Here is a 17,576-nt window from a genome sequence, read left to right on the forward strand (position 1 = left end):
TCCGAGGTTTCACAGGAACGGATCCGGATAATGATCGTCCTGTTGTCAGTGCGGCCCGGTACGCTCGAAAGCACGATGACAGAGGACCTCTCACCGGCCGAGCGGTACGCGGCAGCCCGCCTGCGGGCAGCCGAGCAGGCCACCGCGCTCGCGGGCTTCCGCGAGATGTACGACTTCGGTCTCGACCCCTTCCAGATCGAGGCCTGCCAGGCGCTCGAGGAAGGGAAGGGCGTGCTCGTCGCCGCCCCCACCGGCTCCGGCAAGACGATCGTCGGCGAGTTCGCCGTCCACCTCGCCCTGAGGCAGGGCAAGAAGTGCTTCTACACGACACCCATCAAGGCGCTGTCGAACCAGAAGTACGCCGACCTGTGCCGCCGCTACGGCACGGACAAGGTGGGCCTGCTGACCGGCGACAACAGCGTCAACTCCGAAGCGCCGGTGGTCGTGATGACCACCGAGGTGCTGCGCAACATGCTGTACGCCGGCTCCCAGACGCTCCTGGGCCTCGGATACGTGGTCATGGACGAGGTGCACTACCTCTCCGACCGGTTCCGCGGTGCCGTCTGGGAAGAGGTGATCATCCACCTCCCCGAGTCGGTCACGCTCGTCTCGCTCTCGGCGACCGTGTCGAACGCCGAGGAGTTCGGCGACTGGCTCGACACCGTCCGCGGCGACACCGAGGTGATCGTCTCCGAGCACCGGCCCGTGCCGCTGTTCCAGCACGTGCTGGCCGGGCGGCGGATGTACGACCTCTTCGAGGAGGGCGAGGGCCACAGGAAGGCGGTCAACCCCGACCTGACGCGCATGGCGCGGATGGAGGCGAGCCGGCCGTCGTACCAGGACCGCCGGCGCGGCCGGTCCATGCGCGAGGCCGACCGTGAGCGCGAGCGCCGCCAGCGCTCCCGGATCTGGACGCCGAGCCGGCCCGAGGTCATCGAACGGCTCGACGCCGAGGGGCTGCTGCCCGCCATCACCTTCATCTTCAGCCGCGCCGCCTGCGAGGCCGCCGTCCAGCAGTGCCTGTACGCGGGGCTGAGGCTCAACGACGAGGAGGCGCGCGAGCGCGTCCGGGCCCTGGTCGAGGAGCGCACGGCGTCCATCCCGACGGAGGACCTGCACGTCCTCGGCTACTACGAGTGGCTGGAGGGCCTGGAGCGCGGCATCGCGGCCCACCACGCGGGCATGCTGCCGACCTTCAAGGAGGTCGTCGAGGAGCTGTTCGTGCGGGGCCTGGTCAAGGCCGTGTTCGCCACCGAGACCCTCGCCCTCGGCATCAACATGCCCGCCCGCTCGGTGGTGCTGGAGAAGCTCGTCAAGTGGAACGGCGAGCAGCACGCGGACATCACCCCGGGCGAGTTCACCCAGCTGACCGGCCGGGCCGGGCGGCGCGGCATCGACGTCGAGGGCCACGCGGTCGTGCTCTGGCAGCGCGGCATGAGCCCCGAGCACCTCGCCGGCCTGGCCGGCACGCGTACGTACCCGCTGCGTTCCAGCTTCAAGCCGTCGTACAACATGGCGGTCAACCTGGTCGAGCAGTTCGGGCGGCACCGCTCGCGCGAGCTGCTGGAGACGTCGTTCGCGCAGTTCCAGGCGGACAAGTCGGTCGTCGGCATCTCCCGGCAGGTGCAGCGCAACGAGGAGGGACTCGAGGGCTACAAGGCCTCCATGACCTGCCACCTCGGCGACTTCCAGGAGTACGCGCGGCTGCGCCGCGAGCTGAAGGACCGGGAGAACGAGATCGCCCGGCAGGGCGTGGCCCAGCGGCGCGCGGAGGCCGCCGTCGCGCTGGAGAAGCTGAAGCCCGGTGACGTCATCCACGTGCCCACCGGCAAGTACGCGGGCCTGGCGCTGGTACTGGACCCGGGGCTGCCGGCGGGCCGTTCCAACGGGCACCGCGGCTTCGATCACCACGACGGGCCGCGCCCGCTGGTGCTGACCGCGGAGCGGCAGGTGAAGCGACTGGCGTCCATGGACTTCCCGGTGCCGGTCGAGCCGCTGGAGCGGATGCGGATCCCCAAGTCCTTCAACCCGCGCTCCCCGCAGTCCCGTCGGGATCTCGCCTCGGCGCTGCGTACCAAGGCCGGGCACATCCCCGCCGAGCGGCATCGCAAGCAGCGCTCCCAGGCGGCCGACGACCGTGAGATCGCCCGGCTGCGGACGGCGCTGCGCGCGCACCCCTGCCACGGCTGCAACGACCGTGAGGACCACGCCCGTTGGGCCGAGCGGTACCACCGGCTGCTGCGCGACACCTCGCAGCTGGAGCGGCGGATCGAGGGCCGTACGAACACGATCGCCCGGACGTTCGACCGCATCGTGGCGCTGCTGACCGAGCTGGACTATCTGCGCGCCGACGAGGTGACCGAGCACGGCAAGCGGCTCGCGCGGCTCTACGGCGAGCTGGACCTGCTCGCCAGCGAGTGTCTGCGCGAGGGTGTCTGGGAGGGGCTCGGCCCGGCCGAACTGGCCGCGTGCGTCTCGGCGTTGGTGTACGAGTCGCGGGTCGCGGACGACGCGATGGCCCCGAAGGTGCCGTCCGGCAAGGCCAAGGCCGCGCTGGGCGAGATGGTGCGGATCTGGGGGCGACTGGACGCGCTGGAAGAGGAGTTCCGGATCACCCAGACCGAGGGGGTCGGGCAGCGGGAGCCCGACCTCGGCTTCGCCTGGGCCGCGTACGAGTGGGCCTCCGGGAAGGGGCTCGACGAGGTGCTCCGGGAGGCGGAGATGCCGGCGGGCGACTTCGTGCGGTGGTGCAAGCAGGTCATCGACGTGCTGGGGCAGATCGCGGCGGCGGCCCCGCAGGGGTCCTCTGTTGTGAAGAACGCCCGCAAGGCCGTGGACCTGTTGCTGCGGGGTGTTGTCGCGTACTCGTCGGTGGGGTGAGCTTGTCGCGCGGGACACAGCCCCGCGCCCCTTGAGGCCGTCGTTCCGAGAGTCCCTCACCCGTAACGGTGGGGGATTTTCGTATGCCCGTTCGCAGCTACGCGCAGTATTCGAACGATGTCGCAGCGTGTAAACGACCGAGCGTACTATCCCTTCGCGTCCGGTTTCCGGCAGTTGCTGAATATGACACGGCGATGATCCGGTCGGACTAAGCTCGCCCGCAGCGCACCGGCTTGAGATGAATTCGTGCGCTTGTTCCCCAATGTGTGGAAGATCCCGACAGCTTCATGACATACCCCCCTGCACGTCCTTCCGAACCTCAGTCGACTCCTGTCAGAAGGCCCACATGGTGAGTGTTCAATCCCCTCCCGGTCGCCGTGAACTTCCCTACGCGCGCGTGCTGTTGCTGCCTGCCATAGTCATGGCCGCGGCGACCGGAGCCGCCGTCGCCCTGGTGACGGAGCCGGCCCGGGGCGCCGTCGGCTGGTGCGGCGGCATCGCCACGGCACTCGTGCTCGCGACGGCGGCGGAGGCGGTGCGTCGCGGCCGTGCGCTGCGCAACCAGCGTGCGGAGCATGCCCGGCACACCGAGCATCTGGAACAGCGGATCGCCGCCCACGAGAACGAACTGGTCCGCTTCTCCAGGGAGATCGTGCCCGCTTCGCTCGATCTGCTGCGCACCGGAGAATCGCCCAGGGAGGTGATTCGCAAACTCGGTCTCGCCAGCCCCGTGTTCCGCAACCTCCCGGCCCCGCAGGCCGAGACGCTGCTGACGGTCCTCAAGATCGTCGACCGCGAAGTGACCATGCGCGACGCCGCCGCGCGCTCCTTCGTCAGTGTCGCCCGCCGCGTCCAGGCGATCATCCACCAGCAGGCCGAGGAACTCCGGGAGATGGAGGAGGACCACGGGCGCAACCCGGAGGTGTTCGACGACCTGCTGCGCATCGACCACGGCAACGCTCTGATCGGCCGCCTGGCCGACTCCGTCTCCGTCCTCGGCGGCGGCCGCCCCGGCCGGCAGTGGCCCGAGCCGGTGTCCCTCTACAGCACCCTGCGCGGCGCCATGTCCCGCATCCTGGAGTACCGGCGCATCCAGCTGGCCTCCATCGCCAAGGTCAGCGTCAAGGGCATCTACGTCGAGCCCGTCATCCACGCCGCCGCCGAACTCCTCGACAACGCCACGCGCTACTCGCCGCCGCAGACCAAGGTGCACGTCACCGCCACCGAGGTGCAGACCGGCGTCTGCATCGAGATCGAGGACGGCGGTGTCAACCTCAACGAGGAGGCGCGCGCCCGGATCGAGGGCATGCTGGAGGCCGCCAAGGCGGGCGTCGACCTCCAGGACATCGGCGAGCACCCGCGTCTCGGCCTCGCCGTCGTGGGCCGCCTGTGCACGGCGTACAACATGCAGGTCTCGCTGCGCGCCTCCGCTTACGGCGGCGTCCGGGCCATCCTCATCGTGCCGAGCGAGATGATCACCCACGAGCCCGGTGTCGGACTCGCCCACGGCATCGGCGCCACCGGCATCCCCATGACCGTCGGCATCCCCGAGGGCCCGAAGCGCGCCCCCAAGAGGCGCCGCCCCACCAGCCCGAAGATCCCCGCCACGGTCTCCCTGGAGGACGACGACGTCCCCGAGGTCACCGAGTGGACGGCGAACGGCCTGCCGCAGCGCCGCAGCCGGGTGAAGACCCCGCTCGCCGAGCGGCTCGCCCAGCAGGCGGCCAATGAGAAGGCCGACCGGGAGGCCGCCGAGCGCGGCGAGTACAACCCCTGGGCGGCGACACAGGAGCCCGAGACCAAGCCCCTGCGCGACATGTCGGCGCCCGACGCCCCCGGCAAGGGCCTGGAGGCCTTCTGGGAGGGGCTCAAGCAGGGTATCGAGCCCGGCACCCACCCGACCGACTTCATTCGCAACCCGACCAAGTACCTGCACCTGATCAACGACCCGGCTCCCACTGAGGCCGACGACGAGGGGGACCTCAAGTGATCCAGCAGCGAGGCAACTTCGACTGGATGCTCAAGCAGCTCGCCGACGGCGTGCCGGGCATCGAGATGATCGTGGTGCTCTCCGCCGACGGTCTGCGCATCGCCCGCTACGGCGGTGAACCCGACGCGGCCGACCGGGTCGCCGCGGCCTGCGCAGGCCTGCAGTCCCTCGCGAGCAGCATCTGCCAGGAACTCACCGTCGGCGACGGCGAGATGAAGCTCGTCATGATCGAGATCGACCGCGGCTACTTCTACCTGATGAACGCGGGCGCCAACGCCTTCCTCGCCGTCCTGTCCGACGTGCGGTGCGAACCCGGCCGGATGAGCGCGATGATGCGCGACCTGGTCGTCCGGATCGGCGGCCACCTCACCAGTCCGCCCCGGCGGAACGGGCAGATCGTATGACGCCTCCGCAACGCCAGAGGCGCGACACCGTCCCGGAATCGCCCACGCCCCAGGACGGCGACGGCAAGCCCGGCAATCCGGAGCGGATGTACGTGGTGGCCGGCCCGGACGGTGAACGGGCCGAGCTCGACCTGGTGACGTTAATCGTGGCGCGTGCCACGGACCCGCCGCCGTCAGCCTCTCCCGAGCAGGCGGCGCTGCTCCGACTCTGCGCCGCCCCCCTGTCCGTGGCCGAGCTGTCGGCCTACCTCCACCTGCCGTTCAGCGCGATGGGCGTGCTGCTCACCGAGTTGCTGACGGCGGAACTGGTACAGGCGCGCGCCCCGATCGTCCGCAAGGCGCGCTCCGACCGTTCCCTCCTCGAAGCGGTGATGAATGGACTTCAACGGCTCTGACACCATCCCGGGCCCCCGGACCGAGGACCAGCTGCCCCATACGGCGCAGGCCGCGGCCAAGATCGTGATCGTGGGCGGCTTCGGCGTCGGCAAGACGACCATGGTCGGGTCGGTCAGCGAGATCACACCGCTGACCACCGAGGAGACCATGACGCAGGCCGGTATCGGTGTCGACGACAACTTCGGCTCCGCGTCCAAGACGGCCACCACCGTGGCCATGGACTTCGGCCGGATCAGCATCACCGACCAGCTGGTGCTGTACCTCTTCGGCACGCCCGGCCAGCAGCGCTTCTGGTTCCTGTGGAACGGCCTGTTCGAGGGCGCGCTGGGCGCGGTGGTACTGGTCGACACCCGGCGGCTGGAGGTCAGCTTCGACGTCATGGGGCGGCTGGAGGAGCGCGGCGTGCCGTTCGTGGTCGCCATCAACTCCTTCCCCGACGCCCCTCGTTACGACGTGGAGGAGCTGCGCACGGCCCTCGACCTCACACCGGACATCCCGATCATCGAGTGCGACGCGCGGCGGCGGGCCTCCAGCCGCGACGTCCTGATGACCCTCATGCGCTTCCTGCACTCGCTCGCCATGACGGGCTCGCTCACCTGACCCGCATCACCCGGCCCCCATCTTCCCCCAGACCTGGAACCACCTCAGTTTCGGAGCGATCACTGTGACGCCTGAATCCCACGCCCCGACCGGTACGGACGAACTCCGGCCCGGCCCGCCCCCCGGCTGCCCCGCGCACGGCCTCGGGCCCGGGGGGCTGCACCGGCTGCACGAGGCGGAGGACCTGGGAGCGCTGTACGAGCAACTGCGGGACCAGCACGGTCCCGTGGCGCCCGTGCTGCTCCACGACGACGTGCCGATGTGGATCGTCCTCGGCCACGCCGAGAACCTGCACATGGTGCGCTCGCCCTCCCAGTTCTGCCGGGACAGCCGTATCTGGAACCCGCTCAGGGAGGGCCTCGTCAAGCCCGACCACCCGCTGATGCCGCACATCGCCTGGCAGCCCATCGCCTCGCACGCCGAGGGCGACGAGCACAAGCGGCTGCGCGGCGCGGTCATGGGCGCCATCTCCACCATCGACTTCCGCAGCCTGCGCCGCTACATCAACCGGAGCACGCAGGCGATCGTCAACCGGTTCTGCGAGGCGGGCGAGGCGGACCTCGTCAGCCAGTTCACCGAGCACCTGCCGATGGCGGTCATGTGCGAGATCCTCGGCATGCCCGAGGAGTACAGCGACCGGCTCGTCGAGGCCGCCCGCGACGCCCTCAAGGGCACCGAGACGGCGATCGCCAGCCACTCCTACGTCATGGACGCCCTGAGCCGGCTCACCGCCACCCGCCGCGCCCGGCCGGAGGAGGACCTCGCCAGCTACCTGATCACCCACCCGGCCCGGCTCACCGACGACGAGGTCAGGGAGCACCTGCGGCTGGTGCTCTTCGCCGCCTACGAGGCCACCACCAACCTGCTCTCCAACGTGCTGCTCACCGTGCTGATCGACCCGCGCTTCCGCGCCCAGCTCAACGGCGGCCAGATGACGGTGCCGGAGGCGGTGGAGCAGTCCCTGTGGAACGAGCCGCCGTTCAGCACGGTCTTCGCCTACTTCGCCAAGCAGGAGACCGAGCTGGGCGGGCAGCGCATCCGCCGGGGTGACGGGCTGCTCTTCGCGCCGCTGCCGGCCAACGTCGACCCACGGGTGCGGCCGGACCTGAAGGCCAGCATGCAGGGCAACCGCTCCCACCTGGCCTTCGGCGGCGGACCGCACGAGTGCCCCGGGCAGGACATCGGCCGTTCCATCGCCGACGTCGGCGTCGACGCGCTGCTGATGCGGCTGCCCGATGTCGAACTCGACTGCGACGAGGAGGAGTTGCGCTGGACGGCGTCCATCGCCTCTCGGCACCTGGTGGAACTGCCGGTGCAGTTCGCGCCCAAGCCGCCGCAGGACGTGCAGGAGGTGCCGAACCACAAGCCGGTCGCCGCGCAGCGCTCGGACTGGCAGATCGGCATCGCGCAGCCGCAGCCGCAGCCGCAGCCGCAGCCGCAGGCGGCACCGGCCGCTGCTCAGCCTCAGCCGGCCGTCGCGCAGCCGCAGCCGCAGCCGGTCCCGGTCCAACCCCAGCCGGTGTCGGGGCCGCCGCAGCCCGCCGTTGCGGAACCGCTCCGGCGCAAGGGCGTCTGGCAGCGCTTCCTGAGCTGGTGGCGCGGCTACTGACCGTCTGACGGGCCGTCGTACGTCCCGGCGGCCCACTGGGAGTGGCAGGCCCAGGCCGCGAGCACCCGGCCGCTGCGGAACCGGTGCTCCTCGCCCGTGACCGGGTCGGTGAACTCCAGTGATCGCGCCAGCAGTTGGAGCGGCCGGCGGAAGTCACCGGCCGGCACGGGGGCGGTCACCACCGGGTAGAGCGGGTCGCCGAGGATCGGCAGGCCGAGCGCGGCCATGTGGACGCGCAGCTGGTGCGTCTGGCCGGTGGCGGGCGCGAGCCGGTACCGGGCGAGTCCGCCGGGCCCCTCGGGCCGGTCGCGGTGTTCGACGAGCTCGACACGGCTCACGGCGTTGGGCTCGCCCGGGACCTCCCTGGCGGTGAGCACCCCCCGCTCCTTCACGATCCGGCTGCGCACGGTCCGGGGCAGGGGGAGTGCGGGGTCGTAGGGGGCGACGGCCTCGTACTCCTTGCAGATCCGGCGGTCACGGAACAGGGTCTGGTAGGCGCCGCGCTCCTCGGGGCGGACGGTGAACAGCACGAGCCCCGCGGTGAGCCGGTCCAGGCGGTGCGCCGCGGTGAGCCCCGGGAGGTCCAGCTCGCGGCGGAGCCGGGCCAGCGCGGTCTCGGCGACATGGCTGCCGCGCGGGGTGGTGGCGAGGAAGTGCGGCTTGTCGGCGACGACGATGTGCTCGTCCCGGTGCACCACCTTCAGCGGGAAGGGCACCGGCACCTCGTCGGGCAGGTCCCGGTGGAACCACACGAACAGTCCGGGCACGTAGGGGGCGTCCGCGGCGACGGGTCGCCCGTCCGCGCCGACGATCCGGCCCGCGTCGAACATGCCGTCGACGACCCCGGCACCCGCGCCGGAGAGCCGCTCCACCAGGTGCTCGCGCACCGTCCCCCAGGCCCCCGAAGCGGGCAGCCGTACCCGCACCGGGTCCACGCCGTGGCGCTGCGGCAGGGGAGAGGGCGGGGTGTGGCTCTTGCGTCTCATCGCGGCCCAGCGTACGAGGCCGGTGAGCCGGGGCGGAAAACCGGTGGGAGAGCCGGGCCCGACCTTGTCAGGGTGCGGGAATGCCGTTCCTCATCAGCCCGGTCCTGACAGCGGGGACACGGGCAAGCGCCCTCGACCCACCCTCCCCGCCGACGGAGGGCGCACCCTTCCCCCGTGAGCCCGTGAGCCCGTGAGCCCGTGAGCCCGTCAGGAGAAGGTCTCAGGCCGCGGACACGCTCTCCTGCTCCGCCTCGATCCGGGCGTTCCACTCGCGCTTGGACTCCTGCCAGCCGTCCTCGTTGTGACCGCGGCGCCAGTAGCCGGAGATCGAGAGGGACTCGCGTGGGACGTGGCGCTCGACGCGGAGCAGATGGCGCAGCTGCTTGACGAAGTGCGCCTCGCCGTGGACGAAGGCGTGCACGCGGCCCTCGGGGAACTCCAGGTTCCGTACGGTCTCGACCAGCGCCTCACCGAGCGGGCGGGCGCCGCGGTGCAGCCAGACGACCTCCACGTCCGAGTCGATCTTCTGCTCCTCCTCGGGGCCGGAGATCTCCACGAAGGCATAGGCTCTGGCCCCGCGCGGCAGCGCCTCCAGGGCGCAGGCGATCGCGGGCAGCGCGCTCTCGTCACCGGCGAGCAGATGCCAGTCGGCGTCCGGGTCGGGCGCGTAGGCCCCGCCGGGGCCCATGAAGTGCACGGTCTCGCCCGGCCGGACGCGTGCGGCCCAGGGGCCGGCCAGGCCCTCGTCGCCGTGGATGACGAAGTCCAGCGTCAGCTCGCGGTGCTCGGCGTCCCACTGGCGAACCGTGTAGGTCCGGGTCACCGGCCACTGCTCGCGCGGCAGCTCCTCCCGGATGCGCTGCGGGTCGAAGGGCTCCGCATAGGTGACGCCCGCGGGCGGGAACAGCAGCTTCACGTAGTGGTCGGTGCACGTCTCCGCCGCGAAGTCGGCGAGGCCCTCGCCGCCGAGCACCACACGCTGCATGTGCGGCGTGAGGCGTTCGGTGCGGACGACCTGAGCGGAGTGCGCCCGGCGCGGCTGTCGTCCCGGTCGCTCAGCCATGAGGACCTCCCTGTTCGCATAGTTAGGGTTACCTAAGTTAGCACCTCGTCCCCCGATCACACCTCTCGTGCGGCAAGCTCACGTCGTTTCCTCAGTAAAGGTTTCAGGTCGCGAGAGTCGTCAGCAGGCGCTCCAGTGACCCGCCGAGCCCCCAGCGGGCCGCCAGCGCCTCCAGTGCCGCCGGGTCGCGCGGCGTCCGCGGCAGCGCCGTGGAGACGTCCGGCAGGGGCACGTCGTCCGCGACCCGGACCACCTTCGGCGCGACCGCGAGATAGGGACGCGCCTCGTCCAGCCGCCTGCGCTGCGTCGGCGTCAGCTTGGACCGCCGGTCCTCGACCGCCGCCAGGATCCCGGCCAGGTCACCGAACTCGGCCAGCAGCCTGGCTGCCGTCTTCTCGCCGACACCGGGCACGCCCGGCAGGCCGTCGCTGGGGTCGCCGCGCAGCAGGGCCAGGTCCGCGTACCCGCTGCCGCCGACCCCATACTTCTCACGCAGCACCGCCTCATCGGTGTGTTGCAGGGTGCCCACACCCTTCAGCGGGTACAGCACGCGCACCCCGCGCGCGTCGTCCACCAGCTGGTAGAGGTCGCGGTCGCCCGTGACGATGTCGACCGGGCCCTTCGCCAGCGCGGTGAACGTGCCGATCACATCGTCCGCCTCGTACCCGGCGACGCCCACGCGCGCGATGCCCACCGCGTCCAGCACCGCCTCGATGACCGGCACCTGCGGCGACAGGGTGTCGGGCACCTCCTCCTCGTCCGGGCCCACCGCGTGCTCCTCGGCGACGCGATGAGCCTTGTACGACGGGATCAGCTCCACCCGCCACTGCGGCCGCCAGTCGGCGTCCATGCAGGCCACGAGCTGGTCGGGCCGGTGGTCCCGGACCAGGCGCTCGATGAAGTCGAGCAGTCCGCGCACGGCGTTCACCGGCGTGCCGTCCGGGGCTCTGACCGAGTCCGGGACGCCGAAGTAGGCGCGGAAGTACAGGGAGGCGGTGTCGAGCAGCATCAGTCGTCCGGTCACGCCACGCATCATGCCGTACGCCACCGACAGTCAGCCGCCTCGAATGTGACGCGCCCCACTTATGCGTTTGGGGTGTGCGATCTCGGGGAGGCGCCGCCCCGGAGCGAGGCTGGTTGCGCATTTCAACTGTTTGCGCCCTGTCCTCGCTCTGTTCTGTTGCCAACGAAATAGAGGAACACGTGTCAGCGAGGCTTGAGGCAGAGAGCCTGTACAAGGTGTTCGGCAGGAGACCGGAGCGGGCGGTCGAGCGGCTCCGCGGCGGAGCCGGCCGGGACGAACTGCGTGCCGAGGGCGCGACCGCCGCCGTGATCGACGCGTCCTTCACCGTGGAGCCCGGCCAGATCTTCGTCGTCATGGGCCTCTCCGGCTCCGGCAAGTCCACCCTGCTGCGCATGCTGAACGGCCTGCTCGAACCCACCGCAGGACACGTGCGCTTCGACGGCCAGGACCTGACCACGCTCGGCGCCCGTGAACTGCGCGAGGTCCGCTCCAGGAAGATCAGCATGGTCTTCCAGCACTTCGCGCTCTTCCCGCACCGCAGCGTGCGCGAGAACGCCGCCTACGGCCTGGAAGTGCAGGGCGTGCCCCGCGCCGAGCGCGCACGCCGCGCCGACGAGGCGCTCGCCCTGTGCGGCCTGGCCGGCTGGGAGAAGTCCTGGCCCGACGAGCTGTCCGGCGGCATGCAGCAGCGCGTCGGACTCGCCCGCGCGCTCGCCACCGACGCCGACCTGCTGCTCATGGACGAGTCCTTCAGCGCCCTGGACCCGCTGATCCGCCGCGACATGCAGGACCAGCTGCTGGAACTCCAGCAGAAGCTGAAGAAGACGATCGTGTTCATCACCCACGACCTGAACGAGGCCATGCGCCTGGGCGACCGCATCGCCGTCATGCGCGACGGCCGCATCGTCCAGAACGGCACCGCCCAGGACATCCTGCTGCGGCCGGAGAACGACTACGTCGCCTCCTTCACCCAGGACGTCGACCGCTCCCGCGTCCTGACCGCGGGCGAGCTCATGGACACCTCGGTCACCGCCGGCGCCCCCGGCTGCCACTGCGAGACCGCCACGCCCGACACCCCCTTCACGGAGCTGTGCGCCATCAGCGCCCGGCTCTCCCACCCGGTCGCGGTCGTCGACGAGGACGACAAGCAGCTCGGCGTCGTCCCCCGGCAGCGCCTGGTCGGCTTCCTCGGCGACGAGCGGGACGCCACCCCGCAGCCCTGCGACTCCCCGCGGGACAAGGGCACAGAGAAGGTGACCGCCCGTGCCTAGGATCGAACTCGGCAGCTGGGTCAACGACGCGGTCGACTGGCTCACCACCCACATGGCGTGGCTCTTCGACTTCTGCAAGACCGTCTTCCTCGGCCTCTACGACGGCATCAACGCCGTCCTCCAGGCCCCCGAACCCCTGCTCCTCGCCGGCATCTTCGCGGTGATCGCCTTCTGGCTGCGCGGCACCCTCGCCGGTGTCCTCACGTTCGCCGGATTCGCGTTCATCGACTCCCTCGAACTGTGGGAGAACGCGATGATCACCTTGGCGCTCGTCCTCGTGGCGACCGTCATCGCGCTGGTGATCGCCCTGCCCGTGGGCATCTGGGCGGCCCGCTCCGACCGCGTCAGCGGCCTGGTCCGGCCCGTGCTGGACTTCATGCAGACGCTGCCCGCGATGATCTACCTCATCCCGGCGATCCTGTTCTTCGGCACCGGCGCCCCCGCCGGCATCGTCGCCACCCTGATCTTCGCGCTCGCCCCGGGCGTGCGCATGACCGAGCTGGGGATCCGGCAGGTCGACAAGGAACTGGTCGAGGCCGCCGAGGCGTTCGGCACCACGCCCCGCAACACGCTGCTGCGCGTCCAGCTCCCGCTCGCCCTGCCCACCGTCATGGCCGGCGTCAACCAGGTCATCATGCTCGGCCTGTCCATGGCCGCGATCGCCGGCATGGTCGGCACCGGCGGCCTCGGCGGCGACGTCAACGAGGCCATCGGCCAGCTCAACGTGGGCCTCGGCTCCGAGGCCGGTGTGGCCATCGTGATCCTCGCGATCTACCTCGACCGCATGACCAGCGCCCTCGGCACCCAGGTCTCCCCGCTCGGCCGCCGCGCCGCAGCCAAGCTGCGCGCCGCCCAGGGGCTGAGGATCTGGTCCTACCGGCCGCGCCCGGTCGTCGCCGTGATCGGCGTCGTCGTCCTTGCGCTCACAGCGGGCGGCATGGGCGTCCTCGGCGGCGGCACCGGCACCGAGGCCGCCGCGGACGGCAAGAACGTCGGCCAGGGCAGGAAGATCAGCATCGGCTACATCCCCTGGGACGAGGGCGTCGCCTCCACCTTCCTCTGGAAGGAGGTCCTGGAGCAGCGCGGCTACGAGGTCGAGGCCAAGCAGTTCGACGCGGGCCCGCTGTACACCTCCCTCGCCCAGGGCGACGTCGACTTCCAGACGGACGCCTGGCTGCCGACGACCCACGCCCAGTACTGGAAGAAGTACGGCAAGCAGCTCGACGACCTCGGCGCCTGGTACGACAAGACGTCCCTGGAGCTCTCCGTGCCCTCCTACATGAAGGGCATCGACTCCCTGGCGGACCTCAAGGGCAAGGCCTCCGAGTTCGGCGGCAGGATCACCGGCATCGAGTCCAGTGCCGGCGAGATGGCCCTGCTCAAGAGCAAGGTCCTCAAGGAGTACGGCCTGGACCAGGAGTACGAGGTCGTCGACAGCTCCACGCCCGCCATGCTGGCCGAGCTGAAGCGCGCCTACGCCCAGAAGAAGCCGATCGTCGTCACGCTCTGGTCGCCGCACTGGGCGTACAACGACTACGACCTCAAGAAGCTCAAGGACCCCAAGGGCGCCTGGGGCGAGGGCGACGGCGTGCACACCCTGGCCCGCAAGGGCTTCGCGGACGACGACCCGACGGTCGCCGGGTGGCTGAAGAAGTTCCGGATGAGCGAGAAGCAGCTCACCAGCCTCGAAGCCGAGATCAACAAGGCGGGCAAGGGCAAGCAGCAGGACGCCGTGCGCGCCTGGCTCAGGCAGAACCCCGGCTTCGCCGACCAGATGGCCCCGGTGAAGAACTCCGGGGGCGGCACACCCGCCGAGGCGAAGCGGCCCCTGGACGTGGCCTGGTTCCCCTGGGACGAGGACATCGCCGTCACCTACCTGTGGAAGAACGTCCTGGAGAGGCGCGGCTACAAGCTGAACCTCAGACAGATGGACGTCGGCCCGGTCTACACCGGTCTGGCCTCGGGCGACCTCGACCTCAACTTCGACGCCTGGCTGCCCTACGCCCAGAAGAACTACTGGGACAAGAACAAGGACCGCCTCAGGGACCTCGGCACCTGGTACGAGCCGACCTCCCTGGAGATCGCCGTGCCGTCCTACGTCAAGGGCGTCGACTCCCTGGCGGACCTCAAGGGCAAGTCCTCCACCTTCAAGGGGAAGATCATCGGCATCGAGCCGGGCACCGGCGAGATGGACCTCGCGAAGAACAAGGTCCTGCCCGCCTACGGCCTGGACGAGGAGTACGAGGTCGTCGACGGCTCCACGCCCGCGATGCTGGCCGAGCTGAAGCGCGCCTACGCCAAGAAGGAGCCCATCGCCGTCACCCTCTGGTCGCCGCACTGGGCGTACAGCGACTACGAGCTGACCAAGCTGAAGGACCCGAAGAAGGCCTTCGGCGAGGGCAACACGATCCGCACCATCTCCAACGCGGAGTTCCCCGAGCAGTACCCGCAGCTCACGAAGTGGATCAAGAACTTCAGGATGAGCGAGGACGAGCTCGGCAGCCTGGAGAGCGAGATCAAGGACCGCGGCCAGGGCCATGAGGAAGAGGCCGTGGCCGAGTGGCTCGAGCAGCACCCGGACATGGTGCGGCGCATGACTCCGCAGTAGGGTTCCGGGGTGGGACGCGCGACACGCCGCGTCCCGCCCCGCCCCCCGATCCCACGAACGGGATCCGGACAACCACAGAACGCTACGCCACCCCCAGAGCCCCCTCTCCCCGCCTGGTCCTCCGGCAGCCGGCAGGCCCGCCCCGCCCCCTTCGGCGGTGGATCGCCTGGCGTGAAGTGTGAGGTCGCGCACCGTCCCGTATGACGGCGATGTGACGGGCGCCTGAAACGTTTGCCGAACATGCGTAGGGTGCAGACAACTCAACAGGAGCAGTGCGCCGGGTCACCGCCGCACGGGGAGCGGACCGACGGGCGAAGGAGGGAGCCGGAGCGATGGGCGACCACAAAGAGCAACACCTCCGGGTGGGCGCGGCCGTGCGCCGACGGCGCCGCGCGCTGGAGCTCACCCTCGCCGTCGTGTCCGCGCGCAGCGGCCTGTCGGTCCCCTTCCTGAGCCAGATCGAGAACGACCGGGCGCGGCCCAGCACCAGTTCCCTGGAGAAGCTCGCCGACGCCCTGCGCACCACGGCTGTGGAGCTCCTCGCCGCGGCCGACCCGGCGTGCAGCGTGGACGTCGTCCGCGGCGACGGCAGTGAGCCGCTGTCCCAGCCCCGGTCCCGCTCCCTGGTCCGCGGCCACCATCAGATGCACGCCTCGGAGTTCATCGGCGACCACGACGCGGGCCGTGAATTCCAGTACCGGAACGACCAGTTGATGTACGTCGCCGACGGCGCGGTGGAGATCGAGGCGGAGGGCCGCGCCTACCGCCTCGGCCGCGGCGACACGCTGTACCTGACCGGCGGCGTACGGCATCGCTGGCGGGCGGCCGAGTCGGACACCCGCGTGATCGTCGTCGCCGTGGCGGAGCACATCGAGGCGGTCCGGGACCGGCCGCGCCGGTGAGGGTGGTCTCGCTGGTCCCCTCGCTGACCGAGGCCGTGGCCCGGTCCGCGCCCGAAACCCTGGCCGGCGCCACCGACTGGTGTACGCATCCCCCCGGCCTGGACGTCGTACGCGTCGGCGGTACCAAGAACCCGAAGACCGACCGGATCCTGTCCCTCGCGCCCGACCTGGTGATCGCCAACGAGGAGGAGAACCGCGCCCCCGACCTCGCCGCCCTGCGCGCGGCGGGCGTCGAGGTCCTGGTGACGGAGATCCGCGACGTGCCGCAGGCCTTCCGGGAACTGGCCCGGGTGCTGGACGCCTGCGGGGTGCCGGCCCGGCCGCGCTGGCTGGACGAGGCGGAGCAGACCTGGTCGTCCCTGCCGGAGCCCGGGACGCGGCTCACGGCGGTCGTACCGGTCTGGCGCCGGCCGTGGATGGTCCTGGGCCGCGACACCTTCGCCGGCGACGTCCTCGCCCGCCTCGGCATCGACCACGTCTACGCGACGCACCCCGACCGCTACCCGCGCGTCCCCCTGGAGGAACTGCGCGCCTGCGCCCCGGACGTGGTGGTGCTGCCGGACGAGCCGTACCGCTTCACGGCCGACGACGGCCCCGAGGCCTTCCCGGGCCTGCACTGCGCGCCCGTCAGCGGACGGCACCTGACGTGGTACGGGCCGTCACTGGCCGAGGCGCCGCGGGTCCTGGGCCGGGCCCTGCGAGCAGCTCGCCCCTGAGCAGCCCGCGCGCGGTGCCCACGACGGCGGTGCCCCACGCCGCGACCAGCACCGCGTACAGCACGACCGCCGGACCCGCGTAGGCCATGAGCCCGGTGTGCCGGGCCAGCGCCTCGGCGCCCATGACACAGGTGCCGACCGGGAAGGTGAACGACCACCAGGTCATCGAGAACCGCATCCCGTGCCGCCGGGCGCGCACCACATGGGCGGCGGCCAGGCAGGACCACAGCAGCGCGAACCCCATCACGGGCACGCCGTACAGCACGGCGAGGGCTCCGAAACCGTCGCTGTACGGCTCCGGTACGACCCCGGGCGCGACGTCCGCGAAGGCGCCCACGGCCGTCGTGGACTGCCCGAGCGGACCCAGCACCAGGAACAGCGTCGGGGTGAGGGCGAGGGGCAGCGGCCCTCCGGTGAGCGACCGGGCGAAGACCAGCGGCAGCATGACCAGGGTCGCGAGCAGACTCAGCCCGAACAGCGCGAAGCAGACGACCAGCAGCGTCTCCCGGGCCTGACCGGGCGGCAGATGCGGCACCAGCAGCGGCCCGACGGCGGCGGACACCATGGGCGCGACGAGCGGCAGCAGCCACACGGGCGTTGCCTGCCCGGGTTCCAGGCGATGCCGTACGGCCATCAGATACGGCACGCCGACGGCCGCGGCCAGACCGGTCACCGTTCCGGCGGTGAACAGCACGGCGCCGAGCGCCACGGCCGCCCGCAGGCCGGTCAGGTCCCGGCCGACGGTGAGGGCACCGCCGCCCACGGACAGCAGGGCCATGGCGAGGCAGCCGTAGAAGGGTGCCGTCGCCGGGTCGAGGAGGTGGGCGCGGGCCTGGTCCCGGTGCCTGCTCCAGTGCACGGCCCGGCCCGCGAGCAGGACCAGGAGCAGGACGAGCGAGAGGGCCCACACCCCCACGAGCGCGCCGCGCAGCCCCGGGACGTGCGGCGGGAGGGAAGCTCCGGCGGTGGCGACGACGGCGGTGCCCATCACGGTGGCGTACCAGTTGGGTCCGAGGTGACGGACGGAGAGCGGGCGCGCGAAGGGCTGGGCTGCGGTGACCATGACTCCACGGTGAGACCGGGGCAGGGGCACCACCAGGGACTATGCCTCTATGGCGGCATAAGCT

Annotated in this window: 14 protein-coding genes; 10 read left to right on the forward strand and 4 right to left on the reverse strand. The window is 71.1% G+C overall.

Annotation, left to right across the window (positions count from 1 at the left end):
• Nucleotides 1-30 precede the first annotated feature (30 nt).
• The 6 genes from GTY56_RS37525 to GTY56_RS37550 all read left to right on the forward strand — a co-directional run bounded on the left by GTY56_RS37525 (nt 31) and on the right by GTY56_RS37550 (nt 7,879).
• Nucleotides 31-2,880, forward strand: coding sequence for a DEAD/DEAH box helicase (locus GTY56_RS37525; protein WP_033311914.1), 2,850 nt, complete (start codon nt 31-33; stop codon nt 2,878-2,880).
• 346 nt (nt 2,881-3,226) lie between these two features.
• Entirely contained in the window at nt 3,227-4,870 is a 1,644-nt protein-coding gene (locus tag GTY56_RS37530) for a sensor histidine kinase (RefSeq protein WP_161369732.1), read from the forward strand.
• Complete coding sequence (locus GTY56_RS37535; RefSeq protein WP_107458210.1) at nt 4,867-5,274, forward strand: roadblock/LC7 domain-containing protein; 408 nt, start codon at nt 4,867-4,869, stop codon at nt 5,272-5,274. The genes GTY56_RS37530 and GTY56_RS37535 overlap by 4 nt, the downstream gene beginning before the upstream one ends.
• Entirely contained in the window at nt 5,271-5,669 is a 399-nt protein-coding gene (locus GTY56_RS37540) for a DUF742 domain-containing protein (RefSeq protein WP_161369733.1), read from the forward strand. The genes GTY56_RS37535 and GTY56_RS37540 overlap by 4 nt, the downstream gene beginning before the upstream one ends.
• Nucleotides 5,650-6,270, forward strand: a complete 621-nt coding sequence (locus GTY56_RS37545) for a GTP-binding protein (RefSeq protein WP_062925886.1) — start codon at nt 5,650-5,652, stop codon at nt 6,268-6,270. Before GTY56_RS37540 ends, GTY56_RS37545 begins: the two co-directional genes overlap by 20 nt.
• A gap of 64 nt (nt 6,271-6,334) precedes the next feature.
• Nucleotides 6,335-7,879 carry a cytochrome P450 family protein gene (locus tag GTY56_RS37550; protein ID WP_161369734.1) on the forward strand — a complete coding sequence of 515 codons (1,545 nt, stop codon included), beginning with the start codon at nt 6,335-6,337 and terminating at the stop codon, nt 7,877-7,879.
• Here GTY56_RS37550 and GTY56_RS37555 read toward each other — a convergent pair.
• The 3 genes from GTY56_RS37555 to GTY56_RS37565 all read right to left on the reverse strand — a co-directional run bounded on the left by GTY56_RS37555 (nt 7,873) and on the right by GTY56_RS37565 (nt 10,961).
• Complete coding sequence (locus tag GTY56_RS37555; protein WP_161369735.1) at nt 7,873-8,865, reverse strand: RluA family pseudouridine synthase; 993 nt, start codon at nt 8,863-8,865, stop codon at nt 7,873-7,875. The two genes, GTY56_RS37550 and GTY56_RS37555, sit on opposite strands and share 7 nt — an antisense overlap.
• Nucleotides 8,866-9,085: 220 nt before the next feature.
• Entirely contained in the window at nt 9,086-9,928 is an 843-nt protein-coding gene (locus GTY56_RS37560; RefSeq protein WP_161369736.1) for a siderophore-interacting protein, read from the reverse strand.
• Nucleotides 9,929-10,031: 103 nt separating this feature from the next.
• Complete coding sequence (locus GTY56_RS37565) at nt 10,032-10,961, reverse strand: 5'-3' exonuclease (RefSeq protein WP_237525216.1); 930 nt, start codon at nt 10,959-10,961, stop codon at nt 10,032-10,034.
• 170 nt (nt 10,962-11,131) lie between these two features.
• Between GTY56_RS37565 and GTY56_RS37570 the strand changes: the two genes are divergently transcribed.
• The 4 genes from GTY56_RS37570 to GTY56_RS37585 all read left to right on the forward strand — a co-directional run bounded on the left by GTY56_RS37570 (nt 11,132) and on the right by GTY56_RS37585 (nt 16,449).
• On the forward strand, nt 11,132-12,223 hold the full coding sequence (locus GTY56_RS37570) for a betaine/proline/choline family ABC transporter ATP-binding protein (protein ID WP_161369738.1): 1,092 nt from the start codon (nt 11,132-11,134) through the stop codon (nt 12,221-12,223).
• Nucleotides 12,216-14,831, forward strand: a complete 2,616-nt coding sequence (locus tag GTY56_RS37575; RefSeq protein ID WP_161369739.1) for a glycine betaine ABC transporter substrate-binding protein — start codon at nt 12,216-12,218, stop codon at nt 14,829-14,831. Before GTY56_RS37570 ends, GTY56_RS37575 begins: the two co-directional genes overlap by 8 nt.
• A 332-nt stretch (nt 14,832-15,163) precedes the next feature.
• Complete coding sequence (locus tag GTY56_RS37580; protein WP_161369740.1) at nt 15,164-15,733, forward strand: helix-turn-helix domain-containing protein; 570 nt, start codon at nt 15,164-15,166, stop codon at nt 15,731-15,733.
• On the forward strand, nt 15,730-16,449 hold the full coding sequence (locus GTY56_RS37585; RefSeq protein WP_161369741.1) for a helical backbone metal receptor: 720 nt from the start codon (nt 15,730-15,732) through the stop codon (nt 16,447-16,449). Before GTY56_RS37580 ends, GTY56_RS37585 begins: the two co-directional genes overlap by 4 nt.
• On the opposite strand, the gene GTY56_RS37590 is transcribed toward GTY56_RS37585, so the two are convergent.
• Nucleotides 16,361-17,512: a TDT family transporter gene (locus GTY56_RS37590; protein WP_161369742.1), complete on the reverse strand. Its 1,152-nt coding sequence runs from the start codon at nt 17,510-17,512 to the stop codon at nt 16,361-16,363. The genes GTY56_RS37585 and GTY56_RS37590 overlap by 89 nt on opposite strands.
• Nucleotides 17,513-17,576: the final 64 nt, after the last annotated feature.

Source organism: Streptomyces sp. SID5643 (assembly GCF_009872555.1).
In the GTDB taxonomy this organism is placed as follows: domain Bacteria; phylum Actinomycetota; class Actinomycetes; order Streptomycetales; family Streptomycetaceae; genus Streptomyces; species Streptomyces iakyrus.